The following is an 18,181-nucleotide window of genomic DNA, read 5'->3' as shown; positions in this document are numbered from 1 at the left end:
GCCGCCGCCCGCCGATTGGCGCGACGCCCCCCGGACGCCGGGCGACTGGCGCCTGACAAGTCCCGGCATCGCCAGCTTCGCCGACGGCGTGTTCGGCATCCGCTGCAACCGCGCCTCCTCGACGATCTCGCTGTTCCGGAGCGGCGCCGCTTCCGCTCCGGTTTCGCTCACCATCTCGACATCGGATACGACTCGCGCGCTTACCGCCCGTCCGGTGAGCGGCGGGGTTCAGGTCGATCTGCCTGCACGCGACGGGTTGCTCGATTCGATGGCCTTCAGCCGCGGCCGCTTCGCCGTGCAGGCACAGGGCATGCAGCCGCTCTACGTCCCCAGCTGGACCGAAATCTCGCGCGTGATCGAGGACTGTCGCTGACGCGCAGCCTCCCGCTCGGCCGGATCGCAGTCTCTGCTCATAAGTGAACGGGACTCGCCCCGGCGAGCGGCGGGCGACGGCCAGATCCTGAATGTTTCGCCGTAATTTTAGCATATTGACGGGCACAATTGAAGACGCCCGGAAAACCGCCGTAAAGCGCGGTTTGCAGGCTGGGGAAAACTAGCCCGAAGCCTCGATAATGACCGCAAAAAAGATGATTGCAAGGCTTGTTGTGCGATGCGGAATCGGACACAAATTTCTCAGGACGACGGAACCCGGCACACGCGCCCGGGCGTTACCGAAGTCCAGCCGCCTCGGTGGAACAGCCAGGGGCGGCAACCTTGGCTCAACAGCGCGAAAGGAGGTGATCCGATGTCTCATGGTTCAGCAGAGAGGTCGGCAATTTCCGTCGCGAGGCATTATCGCTAAATTCTCATGAAGCGATAAAGGCTTTCGCTGGCGGCACTTCCCGGCCGCTGACCATGCGAAGGGCCGCACCGGGCGACCGGGGCGGCCCTTCTCATTCGCGCTTCACGCATCTGCCGGTTTCCACGGGCTGGCGTGGCCATCCGGCGGGGGCGTAATAGAAGCCGAAACGCAAATTCGGGCTGGCCCTTCGGCCCCAATCGAAGCAAGGAAGGAAAGCGAAGATGTCGGCGCAAAAGCCGGTTTTCGCATTCGTGGATGACCGGTTTGGATGATGGTCCGCTATCACTGAATTCGGCATTAAAATTACTTTCTTGTTGCGTTTCGCGTAATTTTCATTCAGCGGGCGCCAGCAATGCACTTTGAAGGACTTGTTCGATGGCGACGCTCGCCGATGCCGGCCTGATTTTCTCCACCCAGACCCACCCCATGCCCGCCAGCGCCGAGCAGCGTGATGCCGTGCTGGCCAACCCCGGCTTCGGTACGCATTTCTCCGATCACATGGTCACGATCGAGTGGACGGAAGGCGAAGGCTGGCACGATGCAGTGGTAGGCCCGCGCCAACCCATCGCACTCGATCCCGCCGCCTCGGTCTTGCATTACGCACAGGAAATCTTCGAGGGCCTCAAGGCCTACAAGCAGGCCGACGGCTCGATCGCCCTGTTCCGTCCGGAGGCGAACGCCGCGCGCTTCAACCAGTCCGCACAGCGCCTTGCCATGCCCGAACTGCCGGAAGCGCTGTTCGTGGAAGCCATCGAGCGGCTGGTGAAGATCGACAGCGACTGGATCCCGGCCGGTGAAGGCGCCTCGCTCTACTTGCGCCCGTTCATGATCGCCACCGAAGCGTTCCTCGGCGTGCGTCCGGCCAAGCGGTACAAGTTCATCGTCATCGCCAGCCCTGCAGGCAACTATTTCAAATCCGGGGCCCCGGCCGTCTCGATCTGGGTCTCCGACTATACCCGCGCGGCGCCCGGGGGCACCGGCGCGGCCAAGTGCGGCGGCAACTATGCCGCCAGCCTCGTGCCCCAGGCCGAAGCCATCTCGCGCGGCCATGACCAGGTCGTCTTCCTCGACGCCGCCGAGCACAAGTGGATCGAGGAACTGGGCGGCATGAACCTCTACTTCGTTTTCGAGGACGGCACCTTGCTGACGCCGGCGCTGACCGGCACGATCCTGCCTGGCATCACCCGCGACAGCCTGCTCCAGCTCGCGCGCGAAGAAGGCCTTAAGGTCGAGGAAGGAAAGTACAGCCTGGACCAATGGCGCGACGACGCCACTTCGGGCAAGCTGGTGGAGACTTTCGCCTGCGGCACCGCTGCCGTGGTTACTCCCGTGGGCAAGGTCTCGGACCGCGACGGCGCGTTCACGATCGGCTCGGGCGGCCCCGGCCAGCTTACGGCCAAGCTCAAGAACCGCCTCGTCTCGATCCAGCGCGGCGAAGCGGCGGACAGCCACGGCTGGATCCGCAAGATCGCCTGAAGCAGAAAGCAGGGGGCTGCGGCTCCCTGCTCTACCCGCAGGTTCGATATTCGGTCCTAGGCTGCACAAAAGTGGGCGCTGCGCCGGCCGGAACTAAACTGGAATCTGATTTATCGAGAGGCTTGCTGCCGCGCGGTAATCACTGCCGGAAACGGCTATTCGCCACGCTATCATGCCAGCCATTCAATAGGCTGGCTGGGGCGGCAGGATTCGAACCTGCGAATGCCGGTACCAAAAACCGGTGCCTTACCACTTGGCGACGCCCCATCAGGGATTGCGCGCTTAGCGGCTAATGCCGGTGCTGAAAACCCCCTATCGCAGAGTTTTTCCGCACCGGCATGAATTAACAGGATCAGCCCTTTACGACCGCATCGATATCGCTGGCGCTATGGCGTTCACGAACGAAGCCGTCGCCCTTGCGGTTGACGATACGGCCGCGCTGGACAGGCTCGCGAGCGCCCAGTTCCTCACCCCAGCGGACCAGGTTGCGGTAGCTGGGCACGTCCAGGAAGGTCGCCGCGTCGCCATAGGCGTCTCCGCGCACGAAGCCGCCGAACCAGCCGTAGGCGGCGATGTCGGCGATCGTGTAGGCTTCGCCGGCCAGGTAGCGTGTTTCGCCCAGCCGCTTGTCCGCCACGTCCAGGAGGCGCTTCACTTCCATCGCGTAGCGGTTGATGGGATATTCGAATTTTTCAGGAGCATAGGCATAGAAGTGGCCGAACCCGCCACCGATGAGCGGCGCCGTCGACATCTGCCACATGAGCCAGGACAGGCACTCGGCACGTTCCGGATAGCTGGCGGGCACGAACTTGCCGAACTTTTCGGCGAGGTAGAGAAGAATCGCTCCCGATTCGAAAACGCGGACGGGAGCATCGCCGGAATAGTCCAGCAAGGCAGGGATCTTGGAATTGGGATTAACCGAGACGAACCCGGAACCGAACTGGTCTCCCTCGCCGATATCGATCAGCCAGGCATCGTATTCCGCTTCGGCCACGCCGGCTGCAAGCAGCTCTTCCAGCATGATCGTGACCTTCTGCCCATTGGGCGTACCCAGCGAGTAGAGTTGCAGCGGATGCCGGCCGCGCGGCAGTTCCTTGTCATGCGTTGCGCCGGAGATGGGACGGTTGATACTGGCCCATTCGCCGCCGTTGCCCTTGTCCCAGGTCCAGACTTTCGGCGGCGTGTAGGTAAGATCGGCCATGAGCAGCTCCTTGATGCATCGCGCGCAGATCTAGGATGCGGGCTGCGAAGCGACAAGTCGCGTCCTATCGGCCGGCGGCATGAGCAGCACGCGACATAATTTCAGTGCGGACCTCGACTCTCCGTGAATATCTTTTTAAATCATCATTCTAAGGCAACGTGGCCGCCCGGCGCGGCGCGCCAGCAATACAGGCGGGGCACATGACCAACACGATGGACGTACCGGCAGGTCCAGGTGGCCAACCGCGACGTACGCGTCGTCGCAACAAGGGGTTCGAGGAAACCCATGCGCTGCTGATCGATACGGCGGTGCGGCTGATGTCCGACAAAGGCGCCGAGGCGCTTTCGCTGTCCGAAGTCGCGCGGGAGGCCGGGGTCAATCGGACGACTGTTTACTACCATTTCGACAGCCGCGAGGCCTTGCTGGCGGCCGTGCGCGAATGGTCGGCCGAGCAGCTTGCCGTCGCTTTCGCGCCTTCCGACACGGCGGAAAGCCGGATGCGCTTCATCACGCGGTTCGTCCTCGACAATCCTGAGGTGATCGCGCTCTGGACCAAGGAATTCCTGGCTCCCGGCAAGGTCGCACAGCGCTATCCGCGATGGGACGCGCTGGTGGAGGATCTTCGCGCCCAGTTCGGCAGCCGGAAGGAAGCCGCCGACATCGATACGGAAGCTTTCGCAACCTTGCTGCTGACTTGGGTAATGATCGGCCCGCGTGTCTATCGCAACAGCGTGCGGCCCGACCTTTCGACCGAAGACAGCATCGAACGCCTGATGAAGACGCAGATCGCCATGTTGCGCCGGATCGGCGTGACGCTAGGACGCTGAAGCCAGGCCCGAGAAGTCCCGCATGACGATCTACGGGCGCCTCACAAGAACCGAAAATGCTCCCCGCGGCAGGCCGGATCAATCGTTCTTCCTTCTATAATACGCATAGAAAACGATTTCATTCGGTTGGGCGGGATCCGCCGGGCAGGAGTTGAACTTGAAAGTGAAGACCATCGAGGAGCGTCTCGCGTTCCTCGAATTCGATGCCGCGCAGCGCCGTGTCCTTGCCGCCGCGCAGCCGCTCCTGCGTAAATGTATCCGGCCCGCGCTCGAACATTTCTATCGCCGCGTTCGCGCGACTCCCGAAATGGCGCGTATGTTCGGCAGCGACCGCCAGATCGATGCCGCACAGAGCGCGCAGGTCGCCCACTGGATGGGCATCGCCACCGGGCGTTTCGACGCCGAATATTACGCCGCCGTCAGCCGCATCGGGAAAGTCCACGCACGGATCGGCCTGGAGCCGCGCTGGTATATCGGGGGCTACGCGCTGATCCTGGAAGAGATCATGACCGCCGTCGAGCGCAGTGCCGGCCCCTGGCGCTTGTTCACGCGCCGCGTGAGCCCAGGCAAGCTCAGCCGGGCGCTGATGAAAGCGGCCATGCTCGACATGGACCTTTCGATCTCGATCTACTTCGAGGAAGCCGAAGCCGAACGAAACCAGGCGATCACCGCGCTCGACCGGGCGATGTCGCGCCTGGCCGCCGGCGATCTCGTCCATGATATCGACGATCTGCCGGCAGGCTTCCTCTCGCTCAAGAATTCATACAATCGCAGCCTCGCCAACTTGCGGCAGACGATCGGCGCCGTGGTGACGGCCTCCAACGCGATCTACGGAGAGTCCGGCGCCATCGCGCAGGCCTCCGAAGATCTTGCGCAGCGCACCGAGAACAGCGCTGCGAACCTGGAGGAAACGGCTGCGACGCTCCTGCGCGTGGAAGAGCGCGTGAAAGCCACCGCTTCCGGCGCGCAGGAGACGCTGGGCATCGCCGGAGAAGCACTCGTTTCGGTCGAGCAGGGCCGCGAAGTCGCCGGGGATGCGGTCCAGGCGATGCATGTCGTCCATGAAAGCGCGCGCGGCATCGACGCGGTCATCGAAGGGGTCGACAAGATCGCCTTCCAGACCCGCGTCCTGGCCATGAACGCCGCCGTCGAAGCAGGCCGGGCAGGCAATGCCGGGCGCGGCTTCGCCGTGGTCGCCGATCTGGTCAGTTCGCTGGCCATGCGCGCGGAAGAGGAAGCCCGCAAGGCGCGCGACGGCCTTTCCGCTACCCGCTCCGAGATCGACCAGGCGGTGGAGACCGTGTCCCGCGTCGATCGCTCGCTGGAGACAATTGCCAGTGAGGTCGGCCGCGTCCACGCGCTTGTCGAAACGATGGCGAGAGACAACGATGCACAGGCCACGGCCATTTCAGAAGTCAGTTCCACGGTGGGCATGATGGATCGCACCACCCAGCAGAATGCCGCCATGGTCGAGCAGACCTCCGCCGCCGCGCGCACTCTCATCTCCGATGCGACGACGCTGGCCAACCAGGCCGGGCGGTTCCATATCGACCAGGTGGAACGCGGCGCCAGAACGCAGGCGGCCTGATCGGCGCGGGCAAGGAGGCGCAATGCGGGCTTCGACGGAAAGCCGCAAGCCGCCTCCTTTTCACACTTGAGAAGAGCGCGCCGCCCCTCCAGTGCGGGATATGGGCAAGCGCTGGAGGTCATGAGCCATGCAGAACGTCATAGACTTCGTGATGGAAATCGACCGGCTGAAGGCCGTCACCCGCAAGGTGAAGCCGGTCGGTCTCGACCGTTACGAGAACTCGGCCGAGCATAGCTGGCAGATCGCCCTCTTCGCGGTGGCGCTGGCTCCTTACGCTTCCGGCACGCCCGACATCGGCCGGGTCATGGCCATGCTGCTGGTCCACGACATCGGCGAGATCGAGACGGGCGACGTCATGGTCTTCTTCGAGGAAGGCCTGTCCGACCGCAAGCAGGCCGAACGCGCCGCCATCGACCGGATCTTCGGCATTCTACCCGCATCAGAAGCCGATTACTTGCGCGGTCTCTGGAGCGAGTGCGAGGAAGAACAGTCCGTGGAGGCGCGCTTCGCCCATGCCATCGACCGCGCGATGCCCGCGCTGCTCAACTTGCGCAACCAGGGCCAGAGCTGGCGCGAGAACGGCATCAGCCACGAACGGGTGGTGAAGCGTTTGAAGCCGCAGATCAGCCTGGGCGCTCCGGCCTTGTGGGATTATCTCGAAGCGGAACTGGAGGCCGCCAAACACAAGGGATATTTCGGCGCCTGACGTCATCCCGGACGACACTGACTTCCTACGTGCTCCTTCCGCTAGCGCTCGCTTTTCTCCTCCCGCCAGGGCCAGCCGCCTTGACAGTCCGGCGCGCGAGGCCCCAATCCAGACGTGATGCGACGCCCCGCCGTTAACGCCCTGAAGGCCCTGGTCATCCGCCAGCGGCAGCGCATGCGCGAGAGCGAACTGGCGTTCATCGTGCTGGCCGTGCTGGCGGGAATCGCCGCAGGCTGGCTGACCAACCTCCAGGGCTTCCTCGCCCATGCCCTGCAGCAGCTGCTCTACGCCATCGAGGGCAATCGCCTGAGCGCACTCGGCGAGATCCGCCATCCCTGGCGCCTGCTTGCCCTGCCCTTCGGCGGCCTCGTGCTGATCGGCATCGCATACCTGCTACGCGGCCGCCGGCGAGCGCCGATCGACGTTGTCGAGGCCAACGCGCTGCATAGCGGGCGCATTCCCTTCATCGACAATCTCATCATCTCGGCCCAGACCATCATTTCCAACGGTGCAGGCGCCTCGGTCGGACTGGAGGCCGCCTATGCGCAGATGGGTGGCGGCGTCGCCTCGGTGCTGGGCCAATGGTTCAAGCTACGCCGTGCCGACATGCGCACCCTGGTCGGCGCCGGCGCCGGTGCCGCCGTGGGGGCCGCTTTCGGGGCACCGCTGGCAGGCGCGTTCTACGCCTTCGAGATCGTCATTGGCGCCTACACCCCCGCCGCCATCGCCCCGGTCATCGCCGCCGCGCTCGGCGCCGCCTTCATCACCCGCGAACTGGGAGTGGAACCCTACCTCATCGCCGCTTCCAGCGCGCGCGACCTGACCACGGGCGACTATTTCATCTATGCCGTGCTCGGCCTGGTCTGCGCGCTCGTAGGCATCCTGATCATGCGGCTGGTGACCTTCACCGAACTCCACGTCCAGCGCTTCACCCGCTTCGCGCGCTGGAAGCCCCTGGTAGGCGGACTGCTGCTGATGCCGCTGGCGTGGATCTCGCCGCAGTCGCTTTCCGCCGGGCACGGCGCCATGCACCTCAATCTCCAGATGCAACCGGCGATCCAGTTCCTGCTCATGGTCCTGGCGCTCAAGATCGCCGCCTCGGTGATCTCGCTCAGCTTCGGCTTTCGCGGCGGCCTGTTCTTCGCCTCGCTGTTCCTCGGCTCGCTGGTCGGCCTGATCTTCGCGGCGGCCGTGCAGATGCTGCCGCTGGGCATCGAACTCGATCCCACGCAGTCCGCCCTCGTCGGCATGAGCGCGCTCGCCGTCTCCATCGTCGGAGGCCCGATGACGCTGGCCATGCTCATGCTGGAGACCACGCACGACTTCGCGCTGATGGGCGTGGTGCTGACGGCCTCGCTCGTGTCCAGCGCCTTCACACGGGAAATGTTCGGCTATTCCTTCTCGACCTGGCGCCTGCATATCCGCGGCTCGATCATCCGCTCGCCGCGCGACATCGGCTGGATGCTCAGCCTCACGGCGGGCCGGATCATGCGCAAGGACTGGATTTCGGTGCCCGCAACGCTCTCCATCGCCGACTTCCGCGCGCGCGTGCCGCTGGGCTCCGCCAGCAAGGCGATCCTCGTCGACCAGGACCGCCACTACGCGGGGATCGTCACCACATCGTCCGCCTACAATCCCGAACTGCCGCAGGACGGTGAGATCGGCACCCTGGCGACGCTGAAAAGCACGACTCTCTCTCCCACCACCGACATCCGGGCGATGATCAAGGCATTCGACGTCGCCGTGGCCGACGAACTTGCGGTCGTGGACGGGGTCGGACGGGTCGTGGGCGTGGTGACCGAACGCCATGCCCGTCGGCGCTATTTCGAGGAAATCGAAGCCTCGCAGCGGGAACTGTTCGGGGAAAGTTGAGCAGCCGGGAGGAGCGTGCTTGATCCCGATGACAGCCATGATGCCGTTCGTCTGACCATATCGGTCATTTGCCGATCTTGCGTCGCCCCACTTGTCTCGCGCGCGAAATACGCGCCAGTCAGAGCATTTTCTAATCAGGTGGAATCACCTGATGATTCGGAAAAATGCGTCAAACCAGAAAGTAGAGTGGTCGATCCGATGCAATCGCATCGGCAATCGCTCTAGGAACGCGGCGAACGATGGGACGGGAGACGTCAGTGGAGCAGTCGCAGGCCGAGGAGCTGGCACGGACGCTCGACATGTGGGCTGCGTTGGGCCGGCCCGGGAAGGATCCCAAGACGGCCGACCAGGCGCTGCTTCAGGCGGCGGCTCTGCTCCGCCGTCAGGCCCATGAGATCTCGTCGCTCCGCAAAGCATTGCAACAGGCGCGAATGGCCGAGCACTTTTGCGACTAGTCCCCGGCGATCCGTCCTTGTAACGACGGAAAAAAGGGGCAGGAGAGCCATGACTCCCCTGCCCCTTCGGTGTTTTCAGATGCGGCGGATCAGGCCGCCTGCTTCTGCCGTTCCGTCGCTTCCAGATTGAGCAGGTCGGCCAGCTCGAAAGCGAGTTCGATCGACTGCGCGCCGTTGAGACGCGGATCGCAATGCGTGTGATAGCGATCCTTCAGCGCCTCGTCGGTGATGGCAATGGCGCCGCCGGTGCATTCGGTCACGTCCTGCCCGGTCATCTCGATATGGATGCCGCCCGCATGGGTGCCCTCGGCGCGGTGCACGGCGAAGAAGCCGCGCACTTCGGCAAGGATGCGCTCGTAAGGACGGGTCTTGAAGCCGGTATCCGTCTTGATGACGTTGCCGTGCATCGGATCGCACGACCACACGACCGGATGACCTTCCGCCTTCACCGCGCGCACCAGCTTGGGCAGGCCCGCCTCGACCTTGTCATAGCCATAGCGACTGATCAGCGTCATGCGGCCAGGTTCGCGGCCGGGATTGAGCGTGTCGAGCATCCGCAGCAGCGCGTCAGGCTCGAGGCTCGGCCCGCACTTCATGCCGATCGGGTTGCCGACTCCGCGCAAGTACTCGACGTGGGCCGAGCCTTCGAAGCGGGTGCGATCGCCGATCCACAGCATGTGGGCCGAACAGTCGTACCAGTCGCCGGTCAGCGAATCGCGCCGGGTCAGCGCTTCCTCGTAAGGCAGCAGCAGCGCTTCGTGGCTGGTGTAGAAGTCGGTCCCCTGAAGCTGCGGAACCGAACTTGGATCCACGCCGCATGCCGCCATGAAGTCCAGCGCCTCGCCGATGCGGTCGGCCATCTGCTCGAACTTCTGGCCCCAGGGGCTGCGGTTGATGTGCTCCATCGTCCACTGGTGCACCTGGCGCAGGTTCGCATAGCCGCCATGCGCGAAGGCGCGGAGCAGGTTCAGCGTCGCCGACGACTGCGTGTAGGCGCGCAGCATGCGTTCCGGATCGTTGCGACGCGCTTCGGCGTTGCCTTCGATGCCGTTGATGATGTCCCCGAAGTAGCTGGGCATTTCCACGCCGCCCACCATCTCGGTCGGCGCCGAGCGCGGCTTGGCGAACTGGCCCGCCATGCGGCCCAGCTTCACCACCGGCTGCTTGCTGGCGAACGTCAGCACGACCGCCATCTGCAACAGCACGCGGAAGGTGTCCCGAATGTTGTCCGCGCTGAACTCGGCGAAGCTCTCCGCGCAGTCCCCGCCCTGAAGCAGGAAACCGCGACCGGCGGAAACTTCGGCGAGATCCGCCTTCAGGGCACGCGCTTCGCCCGCAAAGACCAGCGGCGGAAACTTCGCAAGCGTGGCCTCTACCTCGCCCAGCTTCTCCGCATCGCCGTAAACCGGAAGATGGCGGGCTTCCTGAGCCTTCCAGCTTTCCGGGGTCCAATTGCTAGCCACGTTACGCACTCCTGGCGGTTCCTTCGCCTTCTCTCCCCAAGCCGAGTGCCCAGGGCCAAACCGGCAAGAACCGCAAAACAAGGGGCGCCCTTTAGCGCCCCAGGGTAATTTTTGCAAAGCCGGTTTACACGATCAGCGTGATCGATTGCGCCCCGGCGTAGTTTTGCATGATCGGCTGCCGCGCTTACTTGACGGCGACCGCCCCCACCGCCTTGCCTTCCGGCATGACTTCAAGGCGCCAAGAATTGTTCTTGCCGAGATAGCGGGCGGCAAGCGCCTGCATCTGCTGCGGTGTAGTGGCCGTGTAGTCGTAGAGGATCGTGCGGACGGTACCGATCCGCGACGGATCGTAAGTCGCGCCTTCGAGTTGGCCCATGAAGAACGAGGTGCTCGAAGCCGCCCGCGTCACCTGCTGGCGCATCGGTTCGGTAACGAGCGCCAGTTCCTGCGCCGTCGGCGGGTTGTTGATGAGATCCTGCGCGATCTCGTCGGCGGTCTGGAAGAATACGGCGGTCGACTTGGGATCGAGCTGCGCCATGGCGGTGATCGAGCCGCCGGCCGCAAGGTCCACTGGCCACTGCGAGTAGACGTAGGGCGCATAGGCCACGCCCAGTTTCTCGCGCACGGCATCGAGGAGACGGTTGGTGAAGAGCTGCGTCAGGATCTCCAGCTGGCGCGATTCGCGAATGCCCACCGATCCCCCGCCGGTAGGCCAGGAAATCACCGCCGCTGCCTGGTCCGGGTCGCCGTGATGCTTGAGCACGACGGGAACGTCGGAGGGCTTGGGCACGGCGACCTCCGCGACGTTGGCGGTGGAAGGTGCCGGGGTGCGTGCCTTCAAGGCGCCGAACGTCTTTTCCAGCGCGGTGATCGTGGAGGCCTTGTCGAAATCTCCGTAGATCTGCACTTCCACCGGCCCGCTGGAAAGCGCCTTGCTCCAGACTTTCTTGAACCCGGCCGCCGTGGCCTTCTCGATCGCCTCCGGCTTCGGTGTCGCGAAGCGGGGGTCCTTGCCGCGTTGATAGAATTCGAGGTCGCGGTTCAGCACGCCCTGCGGAGAGGTGGAATACGTCGCGTACTGAATCTTCGCGGCGGCCTTTGCGCGAACCAGCGGCTGCGGATCCCAGCGCGGCAGGTCGAGCTTGGCGGCGAAGAGGTAGAGCTGGTCGGCTAGGTCCTGCGGGCGCGTCTCGGCCTGGAACTGGAAGCTGGCGTCCTGAACTTCGAAATCGAAGCCCATCTTACGACCGGTCGAGATGCGATCGAGATCTTCCTGGCCGAGAGTGGCGAGCCCCGAACCGACGAGCGCGAACTCGCCCAGGGCGATATAGGGCGCGTCCTGCGGTTCGATCGAGCGCTTGCCGCCGCCGAAACGCACCTTGACGGTGACGCGCCCCGGCTCTTCCTGAACCGGCCAGAGCATCGCCTTGACCCCGTTGGCGAAAGTCAACTGCTCGATATCGAGCAGGCCGGTCGGGGTTTGGGCGGTAGCCTTGTGCGGTGCACCGATGGCGGGCAGCTTCTCGAATGATACCGGCTTCTCGTTACCGGCGGTGCGGATCGAGGCATCGGGTTTGATCGGCTGAAGCAGTGCCGTCCGCAGCGCCTCGTCGGTAGCTCCGCCCTGCTTCTGGGTGGTGAAGAGCGCCCGCGTCACGGTGCCGCTGAACAGCTGCTGGGTATGCTTGAGCACGTCCGCAGGCGTAAACAGGCGTTTGGACTCGCGGAAGATGCGCAGCACGTCGTTCGGCGCTGCTACGGTCTCCCGAATATCGAGGGCATTGACCATGTCGTCCGCCAGCTTCGATCCCGGAAGGATGCGCTGCTGCTCGACCGGTACCTGGAACGCGACGTCGAGTTCCGCGACCTCACGGTCGATCTCGGCCTGTGAGGGCGGCTTGCTCATGGCGTCGGCGATCACTGCACGCACGTCGCGCAGGGCCGCCTGCCAGTCGTCGCCCAGCGGAGTGACGGACACGAACGTCGCATCCGCAGACCGCGAAACGTCGTCCTGATTGACCGAAGCCGAGAGGAAGCTGCCCCCTGCCCGCGCCTTCGATTCCAGGCGGCGGTTGATGACGGCCTGGGCGATGGAATCCACCATCAGGCCCTGGTTGTAGGCCACGTTGTCGATCACCTGACGCCAGGGACGCAGGATCGCATACATCAGCGAAGGCGGCAGGTCGGGCTCGACCAGCACTTTGGTCTCGCCGATCGGGTTCTTCGGATCGACACCCTGCGGCGCGACGGGATCCCCGAAGCTGGGCGCCGCGCTCAACTTGCCCGAGGCCTTCCAGTCCGAGAACCACTTCTTCACATAGCTTTCAAGCGTCGCCGGATCCGCGTCACCCGCCACGATCACCGCGACGTTGTCCGGACGATACCAGCGCGAGTAGAAGGCGCGAACCGAGCCCGGCGTTGCCGAAGTCAGCGTCTCCACCGTGCCGATCGGCTCGCGGACGGAAAGCGGCTGCCCGGCATAGAGCGTCTTCTGCATGGCATCCTGCACACGCTTGGCGGCGCCGCCGCGTTCGCGCATTTCGGCCAGCACGATCGGCAAGTCTGATTTGAGGTTGGAAGCCGAAAGCGTCGGCGCCGTCACCATGCCGCTCATCAGCTTGAAGGTCTCGTCCAGCGACGCCGGCGCCGCGTTGGGCAGGTCGAGCTTGAAGACGGTCTGCGTGGTCGAGGTCACCGCGTTGGTATCGCTGCCGAAGGTCGCCCCCAGCCGCTGGAACGCGGCGATCGCCGTGCCTTCCGGAATATACTTCGACTGGCGGAACAGCATGTGCTCCAGCAAGTGAGCATAGCCGCGTTCCGAATCGGTTTCGTAGAGCGAGCCGGCATCCACGCGGATGCGGATCGAAACCTGCCCTGGCGGCACGCCGTTGCGGCGCACGGCATACTTCAGACCGTTGGAAAGCTCACCGAAATGCCACTCCGGATCGCGCGGGATGTCGCTGCCGCGATAGAGCCAAGGATCCCGATCTCCGGGCAACGTTTCGGCCGCAGGTGCCGGAGCGTTCGGCACCTGGGCAAGAACGGACTGAACCGGGAGGGGCGCCAGCAGGAGCAGGCAAGCGAGCGAACGGGCGGCGCGCGGAGATTTCGTCATCGGGAGGGGTATAGGTTCCGGTTCGATTAAGGGCCAGTGAATAGCGCCAGGCTATTCGGGCATGGAAAGACGCGGCGTAAAAGAGCCGGGTCGCAGCCTTGTTCCCGCTCCGCGCAAAGTCAATTGCACCGTGCGGACTTGACCCCATCCCCGCAGCACCTAAATCGCCTGGATCATGTATATCGAAACCGAAGCCACGCCCAATCCCGCCACGCTCAAGTTCCTGCCCGGACGGCAGGTCATGGCAGCCGGCACCCGCGAGTTCACCTCGCCAGAGGATGCGGAAGTCTCGCCGCTGGCGCAGGCGCTGTTCGACCTGGGCGACGTTACCGGCGTGTTCTTCGGCCAGGGCTTCGTCTCGGTGACGGCCGCGCCGGGCGCCGAGTGGTCGGACCTCAAGCCGCAGGTCGTCTCGATCCTGCTCGACCATTTCGTCTCCGAAGCCCCTCTCTTCGTCGGCGGCGATGCGGCCGGTTTCTCCGTTCCGGCCGAGGATGACGCCGACTATGGCGACGATCCCGCCGATGCCGATATCGTCGAGCAGATCAAGGACCTGATCGAAACCCGCGTGCGGCCGGCCGTCGCCAACGATGGCGGCGACATCGTCTATCGCGGCTTCCGCGACGGCGTCGTCTACCTGGCCATGCAGGGCGCCTGCTCGGGTTGCCCTTCGTCCAGCGCGACGCTCAAGCAGGGCATCGAAAGCCTGCTGAAGCACTACGTTCCCGAAGTCACCGAAGTGCGCGCGGCCTGACCGCCGGCATGACGGGGGATGTCTCGGGGGGCCGGACCCTGGTGATCGACAGCGCGACCGAGGCCTGCTCGGTCGCGCTTTTCAATGGCGGCGAACTGCTCGCGGGCGAGTTCCGCATGCTCGGGCGCGGCCATGCCGAAGCTCTGGTGCCGATGATCGCCGCCCTGCCCGATCGAGGGCGGGCGCCACGCATCGTCGTCGCACTCGGCCCCGGCAGCTTCACCGGTGTTCGTGTCGGCCTTGCCGCCGGGCGGGCGCTGGCGCTGGCCTGGGGCTCCGAAGTCTTGGGCTATTCCACGCTGGCCATGGTCGCGGCGATCGCCCGTGATCAGGCCGGCGCGGTTCCCATAGCGGTGGCGATGACTGGCGGTCACGGCGAATGGTTCACTGCAAGCTTCACTGCCGACGGCGCCACAAGCCGCGCCCTCGCATCCCAGCGTCCCGAGGCGGCGGCGGCCGGCGTGCGGGAAAACCTCGTCGCCGGAAACCAGGCGGAAGCTCTCGTCGCCGCCCGTGCAACCGGCACGGCGCTGCCGATTTGGCCCGACGCACGGTCATGGCCGCTTCTGCCGCACGGTGCCCTCACGGCCGACATTCGCCCTCTCTACGGCCGCGCCCCCGACGCGCGCCTGCCCGGCGGAAAGCCGGGACCGCAGAGCTGACGTGGCGATGATCGAAGATGTCGACCGGATAATGGCCGTCATGGCCAGCGCGTTCGATCCGACGTGGGGAGAAGCCTGGAACCGAAGGCAAGTCGAAGACGCCCTCGCCTTCGGCAACTGCCACTACTTCCTCATTTCCGCGCAAGGAACGCCGGCCCAGGACGGCGAAGAAGCGGCGGGGTTTTCCTTGTCGCGCACCGGTTACGAGGAAGAGGAACTTCTGCTTCTTGCCGTATCGCCTGAATATCGCCGGTTGGGACTTGGCCGCTCGATACTGGACGCACTGAGACTTGCGGCCGCGGGTCGCGGCGCTAGACGCCTTTTACTGGAAATGAGAAGAGGCAACCCGGCCCAGTCGCTCTATTCGGCTTTCGGCTTCTACCAGATTGGTGAACGCAAGGAATACTACCGGACTCCCGGAGCAGGACGGATCGACGCCTTGACCTTTGCTTGCGATATCGGGTGAACGGCTTCCGCGCTGAGCATGAATTTTTATTGTTACAGCTGTCACGATTAGGGACGACTTTACACGGACCTTGAAATTGCGATCGGAATGGTTCAGAGCAAAAGAACAGGCCTTGAATGGCCGCCGATTCCAATAATGGTCGCAATAAAAGGTCGTATAGTAATGGAAAACATCCAGGCTGATGCCAACGAGACGTTGATCACGCTCACGTCGGACATCGTTGCTGCTCACGTCAGCAACAACAGTGTCGGTGTCGAAGATCTTCCCGCGCTCATCACCAATGTCTACGGCGCTCTCGCCGGACTTGGCGGCGCGCCCATCGTCGAGGAAGAGAAGCCGGAACCCGCTGTCTCGGTTCGCGCTTCGGTAAAGCCCGACTACATCGTCTGCCTGGAAGATGGCAAGAAGCTCAAGATGCTCAAGCGTCACCTCATGACGCACTACAACATGACCCCGGAAGAGTATCGCGCGCGCTGGAACCTGCCTGCCGACTATCCGATGGTCGCTCCCAACTATGCCGAGAAGCGCCGCGAACTGGCCAAGAAGATCGGCCTTGGCCGCAAGCCCAACGCCCGCCGCGGTCGCAAGCCGAAAAACGCCGCCGCATAAGGCGTCGAACGAGAAACGCCGGTCGCTTCGATCGACGTTCTCCGGTTGTGATTGAAGGCACGGCGGCCTATCTAGGTCGCCGTGCCTTTTCATTGATACGGGTCAAACGTGAACCAACCTATCGACCTCGAAGCCCTCTGCGCCGAACGCGGCCTTCGGATAACCGAACAACGCCGCATCATCGCTCGGGTGCTGTCCGAGAGTACCGACCATCCCGACGTCGAGAAGCTCCATGAACGCGCCACGGCGCTGGATCCGGGCATCTCGATCGCTACCGTCTATCGTACCGTCCGCCTCTTCGAGGAAGCAGGCATCCTCGATCGCCATGATTTCGGTGACGGCCGCGCCCGCTACGAAGCGGCTCCCGAAGCGCATCACGACCACATGATCGACGTCGAAAGCGGTCAGGTCATCGAATTCGTGGACCCCGAACTGGAATCCCTGCAGCGCCAGATCGCCGAGAAGCTCGGCTTCCGGCTGGTCGATCACCGCATGGAACTGTTCGGCGTGCGGATCGATCGCGAGGAAGGCGAAGTTCGCAAGTGAAGCCAAGGCCTTCGGCCACCGCTTCCGAACCGACAAGGCGGATCGCGCTCTGGGACTGGCCCCTGATCGCGATCCGCCTTATCGCATTGGCAGCCCTGCTGCTGCTCTGCGTTTCGGCCTACTACCTCGTCGCCCCCTTCACCGCGCGCAATCCGGTGCCCCGTCACTTCTTGCGATGGGTGGGCACGATAGCCGGCCTGCGCGTGACCGTCCTCGGCACGCCGCCGATCACTGGCACCTTCTTTCTGGCCAATCATGTCAGCTGGCTGGACATACCCGCTTTGGCCGGCGCCACCGGCACCGCCTTCATCGCGCACGACGGTCTTGCCGACTTCGCCCCCTTGCGCTGGCTCTGCGCTCTCAACGACACCGTCTTCATCGCCCGCCACCGCCGCAGCACGGTGTCAGACCAGGTCGAGCAGATACGCAAGGCGCTGAAGGAGACGGGAGCTCTGACGATCTTCCCGGAAGGCACGACTTCCGCCGGAACGCAATTGCTGCCGTTCAAGTCATCCCTGCTGTCGGCTATCGGTACGGAGGATGACAGCGTCACCGCGCAGCCCGTCTGGATCGACTATGGGCACGATGCTGCCGAGATCGCCTGGGTCGGTGACGAGCCGGGGCTAGACAATGCGCTGCGGATACTTGCCCGCCGGAAAGCCGTGCGCGTCACACTGCACTTACTGCCGCCACTGGCCGGCGAAGATCGCCGCGACCGCAAGGCAATGGCGCGGTCCGCGCAGCGGGCTATCGAAGAGGCAAGTAGAAAAGACTAAGCAGGGGAAGCATAGCCCACGCCTGCACCCCCAGGAATGCCAAGGTCACGCAGACTGACTTCATAGTGCGCCCATGGCTGCGTCAGAAAACTTGATGGCTTCGCCGCAGGGAGCGCGAAACGGATAGATCGTGCGCGCCGTCTACGTTCCGGGGGTCTGGGGGATCATCCCCCAGGACGTCCTCTTACCTTCAAATCAACGCGTAGCGTTGTAAGCTAGCTGCGCTTCATCAAGCTGGAACCCCACCAGCACTTCGAAGCTCGAGCGCGCGACCGCCGCCTTCACACTAGGATCCGACAGCGGATCGACCGCAGCGTCCGCATCGCCCGCCTTGCGCTTGCGCGTGATCTTTTCACGAATGTCGGCCGGCAGCGTCGCCGCGGCGCGATCGATAAAGGCCGAGCCGGTCGCATGGAACTGCGCCCGGTCCTGGCCATCGGCGAAGTTCAGGGTAACCCGGCCGACGCGCTTGGAAACCACGGCCGATCCGCCCTGAAGCACGGAAACGAAGTAGGGCAGAGTCACCTGGCGCGCGCCCTGCTTGTCGTTGCGGCGGGCAAGGACATCGAATTCCACTTTCGCGAAGACCTTGTCACTCCCCTGATCGTTGCAGGTGGTGCGCACGTTCGTCATCGCCGCTTCGAGGTCGATGTTACCGGCCGTGCGGTCGTTCGGAGCGCGGAACAGGGTCACGTCGCCGGTGTAGTCGGGGATGCCGACTGCCGGGCACGCCGAACGCACGGCCGTGATGCCGACGCCCGAATCGACCACGATCTCACCCTTCTTGGCGCAGCCGCTCAGCGCGGTCACCGCGGCGGCGGAGCAGAGAACAGTGGCAGTCAGGCGGCGTGCATTCATCGTGA

At 64.3% G+C, this 18,181-nt stretch carries 17 protein-coding genes and 1 tRNA gene; 13 read left to right on the top strand and 5 right to left on the bottom strand.

Going from position 1 to position 18,181, the window contains the following annotated elements; all coding sequences use genetic code 11:
• Both L284_RS48335 and L284_RS46730 read left to right on the top strand, forming a co-directional pair.
• Window positions 1-373: hypothetical protein (locus L284_RS48335; protein WP_021236348.1), on the top strand; the 373-nt coding region annotated here is incomplete at its 5' end.
• A gap of 804 nt (window positions 374-1,177) precedes the next feature.
• Window positions 1,178-2,278 carry a branched-chain amino acid aminotransferase gene (locus L284_RS46730; protein ID WP_021236347.1) on the top strand — a complete coding sequence of 367 codons (1,101 nt, stop codon included), beginning with the start codon at window positions 1,178-1,180 and terminating at the stop codon, window positions 2,276-2,278.
• A 192-nt stretch (window positions 2,279-2,470) separates the two neighbouring features.
• Here L284_RS46730 and L284_RS46725 read toward each other — a convergent pair.
• Together L284_RS46725 and yghU are read right to left on the bottom strand one after the other, a co-directional pair.
• Window positions 2,471-2,545, bottom strand: a tRNA-Gln gene (locus L284_RS46725).
• Between the two features lie 85 nt (window positions 2,546-2,630).
• Window positions 2,631-3,479: a glutathione-dependent disulfide-bond oxidoreductase gene (gene yghU, locus L284_RS46720; protein ID WP_021236346.1), complete on the bottom strand. Its 849-nt coding sequence runs from the start codon at window positions 3,477-3,479 to the stop codon at window positions 2,631-2,633.
• Window positions 3,480-3,679: 200 nt separating this feature from the next.
• On the opposite strand from yghU, the gene L284_RS0125125 reads away from it, so the two are divergent.
• From L284_RS0125125 to L284_RS46700, 5 genes are all read left to right on the top strand, one after another.
• The gene (locus L284_RS0125125; protein WP_052018473.1) at window positions 3,680-4,306 is read left to right on the top strand and encodes a TetR/AcrR family transcriptional regulator; all 627 of its coding nucleotides are present in this window, start codon (window positions 3,680-3,682) and stop codon (window positions 4,304-4,306) included.
• 163 nt (window positions 4,307-4,469) lie between these two features.
• On the top strand, window positions 4,470-5,894 hold the full coding sequence (locus L284_RS46715) for a globin-coupled sensor protein (protein WP_235054623.1): 1,425 nt from the start codon (window positions 4,470-4,472) through the stop codon (window positions 5,892-5,894).
• A gap of 127 nt (window positions 5,895-6,021) precedes the next feature.
• On the top strand, window positions 6,022-6,600 hold the full coding sequence (locus L284_RS46710; RefSeq protein WP_021236343.1) for an HD domain-containing protein: 579 nt from the start codon (window positions 6,022-6,024) through the stop codon (window positions 6,598-6,600).
• Between the two features lie 117 nt (window positions 6,601-6,717).
• Window positions 6,718-8,472 (top strand): chloride channel protein, encoded by a 1,755-nt coding sequence (locus tag L284_RS46705; RefSeq protein WP_021236342.1) that lies wholly within the window; start codon window positions 6,718-6,720, stop codon window positions 8,470-8,472.
• 239 nt (window positions 8,473-8,711) lie between these two features.
• The gene (locus tag L284_RS46700; RefSeq protein WP_021236341.1) at window positions 8,712-8,927 is read left to right on the top strand and encodes a hypothetical protein; all 216 of its coding nucleotides are present in this window, start codon (window positions 8,712-8,714) and stop codon (window positions 8,925-8,927) included.
• 89 nt (window positions 8,928-9,016) lie between these two features.
• On the opposite strand, the gene L284_RS46695 is transcribed toward L284_RS46700, so the two are convergent.
• On the bottom strand, window positions 9,017-10,390 hold the full coding sequence (locus L284_RS46695; protein ID WP_031343330.1) for a class II 3-deoxy-7-phosphoheptulonate synthase: 1,374 nt from the start codon (window positions 10,388-10,390) through the stop codon (window positions 9,017-9,019).
• A 184-nt stretch (window positions 10,391-10,574) separates the two neighbouring features.
• Window positions 10,575-13,505 (bottom strand): M16 family metallopeptidase, encoded by a 2,931-nt coding sequence (locus L284_RS46690; protein WP_021236339.1) that lies wholly within the window; start codon window positions 13,503-13,505, stop codon window positions 10,575-10,577.
• A gap of 175 nt (window positions 13,506-13,680) precedes the next feature.
• Between L284_RS46690 and L284_RS46685 the strand changes: the two genes are divergently transcribed.
• From L284_RS46685 to L284_RS46660, 6 genes are all read left to right on the top strand, one after another.
• Window positions 13,681-14,259, top strand: coding sequence for a NifU family protein (locus L284_RS46685; RefSeq protein WP_021236338.1), 579 nt, complete (start codon window positions 13,681-13,683; stop codon window positions 14,257-14,259).
• Between the two features lie 8 nt (window positions 14,260-14,267).
• Window positions 14,268-14,921, top strand: coding sequence for a tRNA (adenosine(37)-N6)-threonylcarbamoyltransferase complex dimerization subunit type 1 TsaB (gene tsaB, locus L284_RS46680; protein ID WP_031343329.1), 654 nt, complete (start codon window positions 14,268-14,270; stop codon window positions 14,919-14,921).
• A 7-nt stretch (window positions 14,922-14,928) separates the two neighbouring features.
• Window positions 14,929-15,387 (top strand): GNAT family N-acetyltransferase, encoded by a 459-nt coding sequence (locus L284_RS46675; RefSeq protein WP_031343327.1) that lies wholly within the window; start codon window positions 14,929-14,931, stop codon window positions 15,385-15,387.
• 162 nt (window positions 15,388-15,549) lie between these two features.
• Complete coding sequence (locus L284_RS46670) at window positions 15,550-15,996, top strand: MucR family transcriptional regulator (RefSeq protein ID WP_021236335.1); 447 nt, start codon at window positions 15,550-15,552, stop codon at window positions 15,994-15,996.
• A gap of 108 nt (window positions 15,997-16,104) precedes the next feature.
• Window positions 16,105-16,542, top strand: a complete 438-nt coding sequence (locus L284_RS46665) for a Fur family transcriptional regulator (RefSeq protein WP_021236334.1) — start codon at window positions 16,105-16,107, stop codon at window positions 16,540-16,542.
• A complete protein-coding gene (locus L284_RS46660; protein ID WP_021236333.1) occupies window positions 16,539-17,318 on the top strand; it encodes a lysophospholipid acyltransferase family protein in 780 nt (259 codons plus the stop codon). Before L284_RS46665 ends, L284_RS46660 begins: the two co-directional genes overlap by 4 nt.
• 195 nt (window positions 17,319-17,513) lie before the next feature.
• On the opposite strand, the gene L284_RS46655 is transcribed toward L284_RS46660, so the two are convergent.
• Window positions 17,514-18,176, bottom strand: a complete 663-nt coding sequence (locus L284_RS46655) for a hypothetical protein (protein ID WP_021236332.1) — start codon at window positions 18,174-18,176, stop codon at window positions 17,514-17,516.
• Window positions 18,177-18,181: the final 5 nt, after the last annotated feature.

Source organism: Novosphingobium lindaniclasticum LE124, from assembly GCF_000445125.1.
GTDB lineage: Bacteria > Pseudomonadota > Alphaproteobacteria > Sphingomonadales > Sphingomonadaceae > Novosphingobium > Novosphingobium lindaniclasticum.
This window is presented reverse-complemented; position numbering and strand designations above follow the sequence as displayed.

What these genes read in the sequence shown, in the direction of transcription:
- yghU (WP_021236346.1), bottom strand. Translation starts at nt 3,479, where the DNA reads ATGGCCGATCTTACCTACACGCCGCCGAAAGTCTGGACCTGGGACAAG.
- L284_RS46705 (WP_021236342.1), top strand. Translation starts at nt 6,718, where the DNA reads ATGCGACGCCCCGCCGTTAACGCCCTGAAGGCCCTGGTCATCCGCCAG.
- tsaB (WP_031343329.1), top strand. Translation starts at nt 14,268, where the DNA reads ATGACGGGGGATGTCTCGGGGGGCCGGACCCTGGTGATCGACAGCGCG.
- L284_RS46710 (WP_021236343.1), top strand. Translation starts at nt 6,022, where the DNA reads ATGCAGAACGTCATAGACTTCGTGATGGAAATCGACCGGCTGAAGGCC.
- L284_RS46685 (WP_021236338.1), top strand. Translation starts at nt 13,681, where the DNA reads ATGTATATCGAAACCGAAGCCACGCCCAATCCCGCCACGCTCAAGTTC.
- L284_RS46675 (WP_031343327.1), top strand. Translation starts at nt 14,929, where the DNA reads ATGATCGAAGATGTCGACCGGATAATGGCCGTCATGGCCAGCGCGTTC.
- L284_RS0125125 (WP_052018473.1), top strand. Translation starts at nt 3,680, where the DNA reads ATGACCAACACGATGGACGTACCGGCAGGTCCAGGTGGCCAACCGCGA.
- L284_RS46670 (WP_021236335.1), top strand. Translation starts at nt 15,550, where the DNA reads ATGGAAAACATCCAGGCTGATGCCAACGAGACGTTGATCACGCTCACG.
- L284_RS46655 (WP_021236332.1), bottom strand. Translation starts at nt 18,176, where the DNA reads ATGAATGCACGCCGCCTGACTGCCACTGTTCTCTGCTCCGCCGCCGCG.
- L284_RS46700 (WP_021236341.1), top strand. Translation starts at nt 8,712, where the DNA reads ATGGGACGGGAGACGTCAGTGGAGCAGTCGCAGGCCGAGGAGCTGGCA.
- L284_RS46730 (WP_021236347.1), top strand. Translation starts at nt 1,178, where the DNA reads ATGGCGACGCTCGCCGATGCCGGCCTGATTTTCTCCACCCAGACCCAC.
- L284_RS46690 (WP_021236339.1), bottom strand. Translation starts at nt 13,505, where the DNA reads ATGACGAAATCTCCGCGCGCCGCCCGTTCGCTCGCTTGCCTGCTCCTG.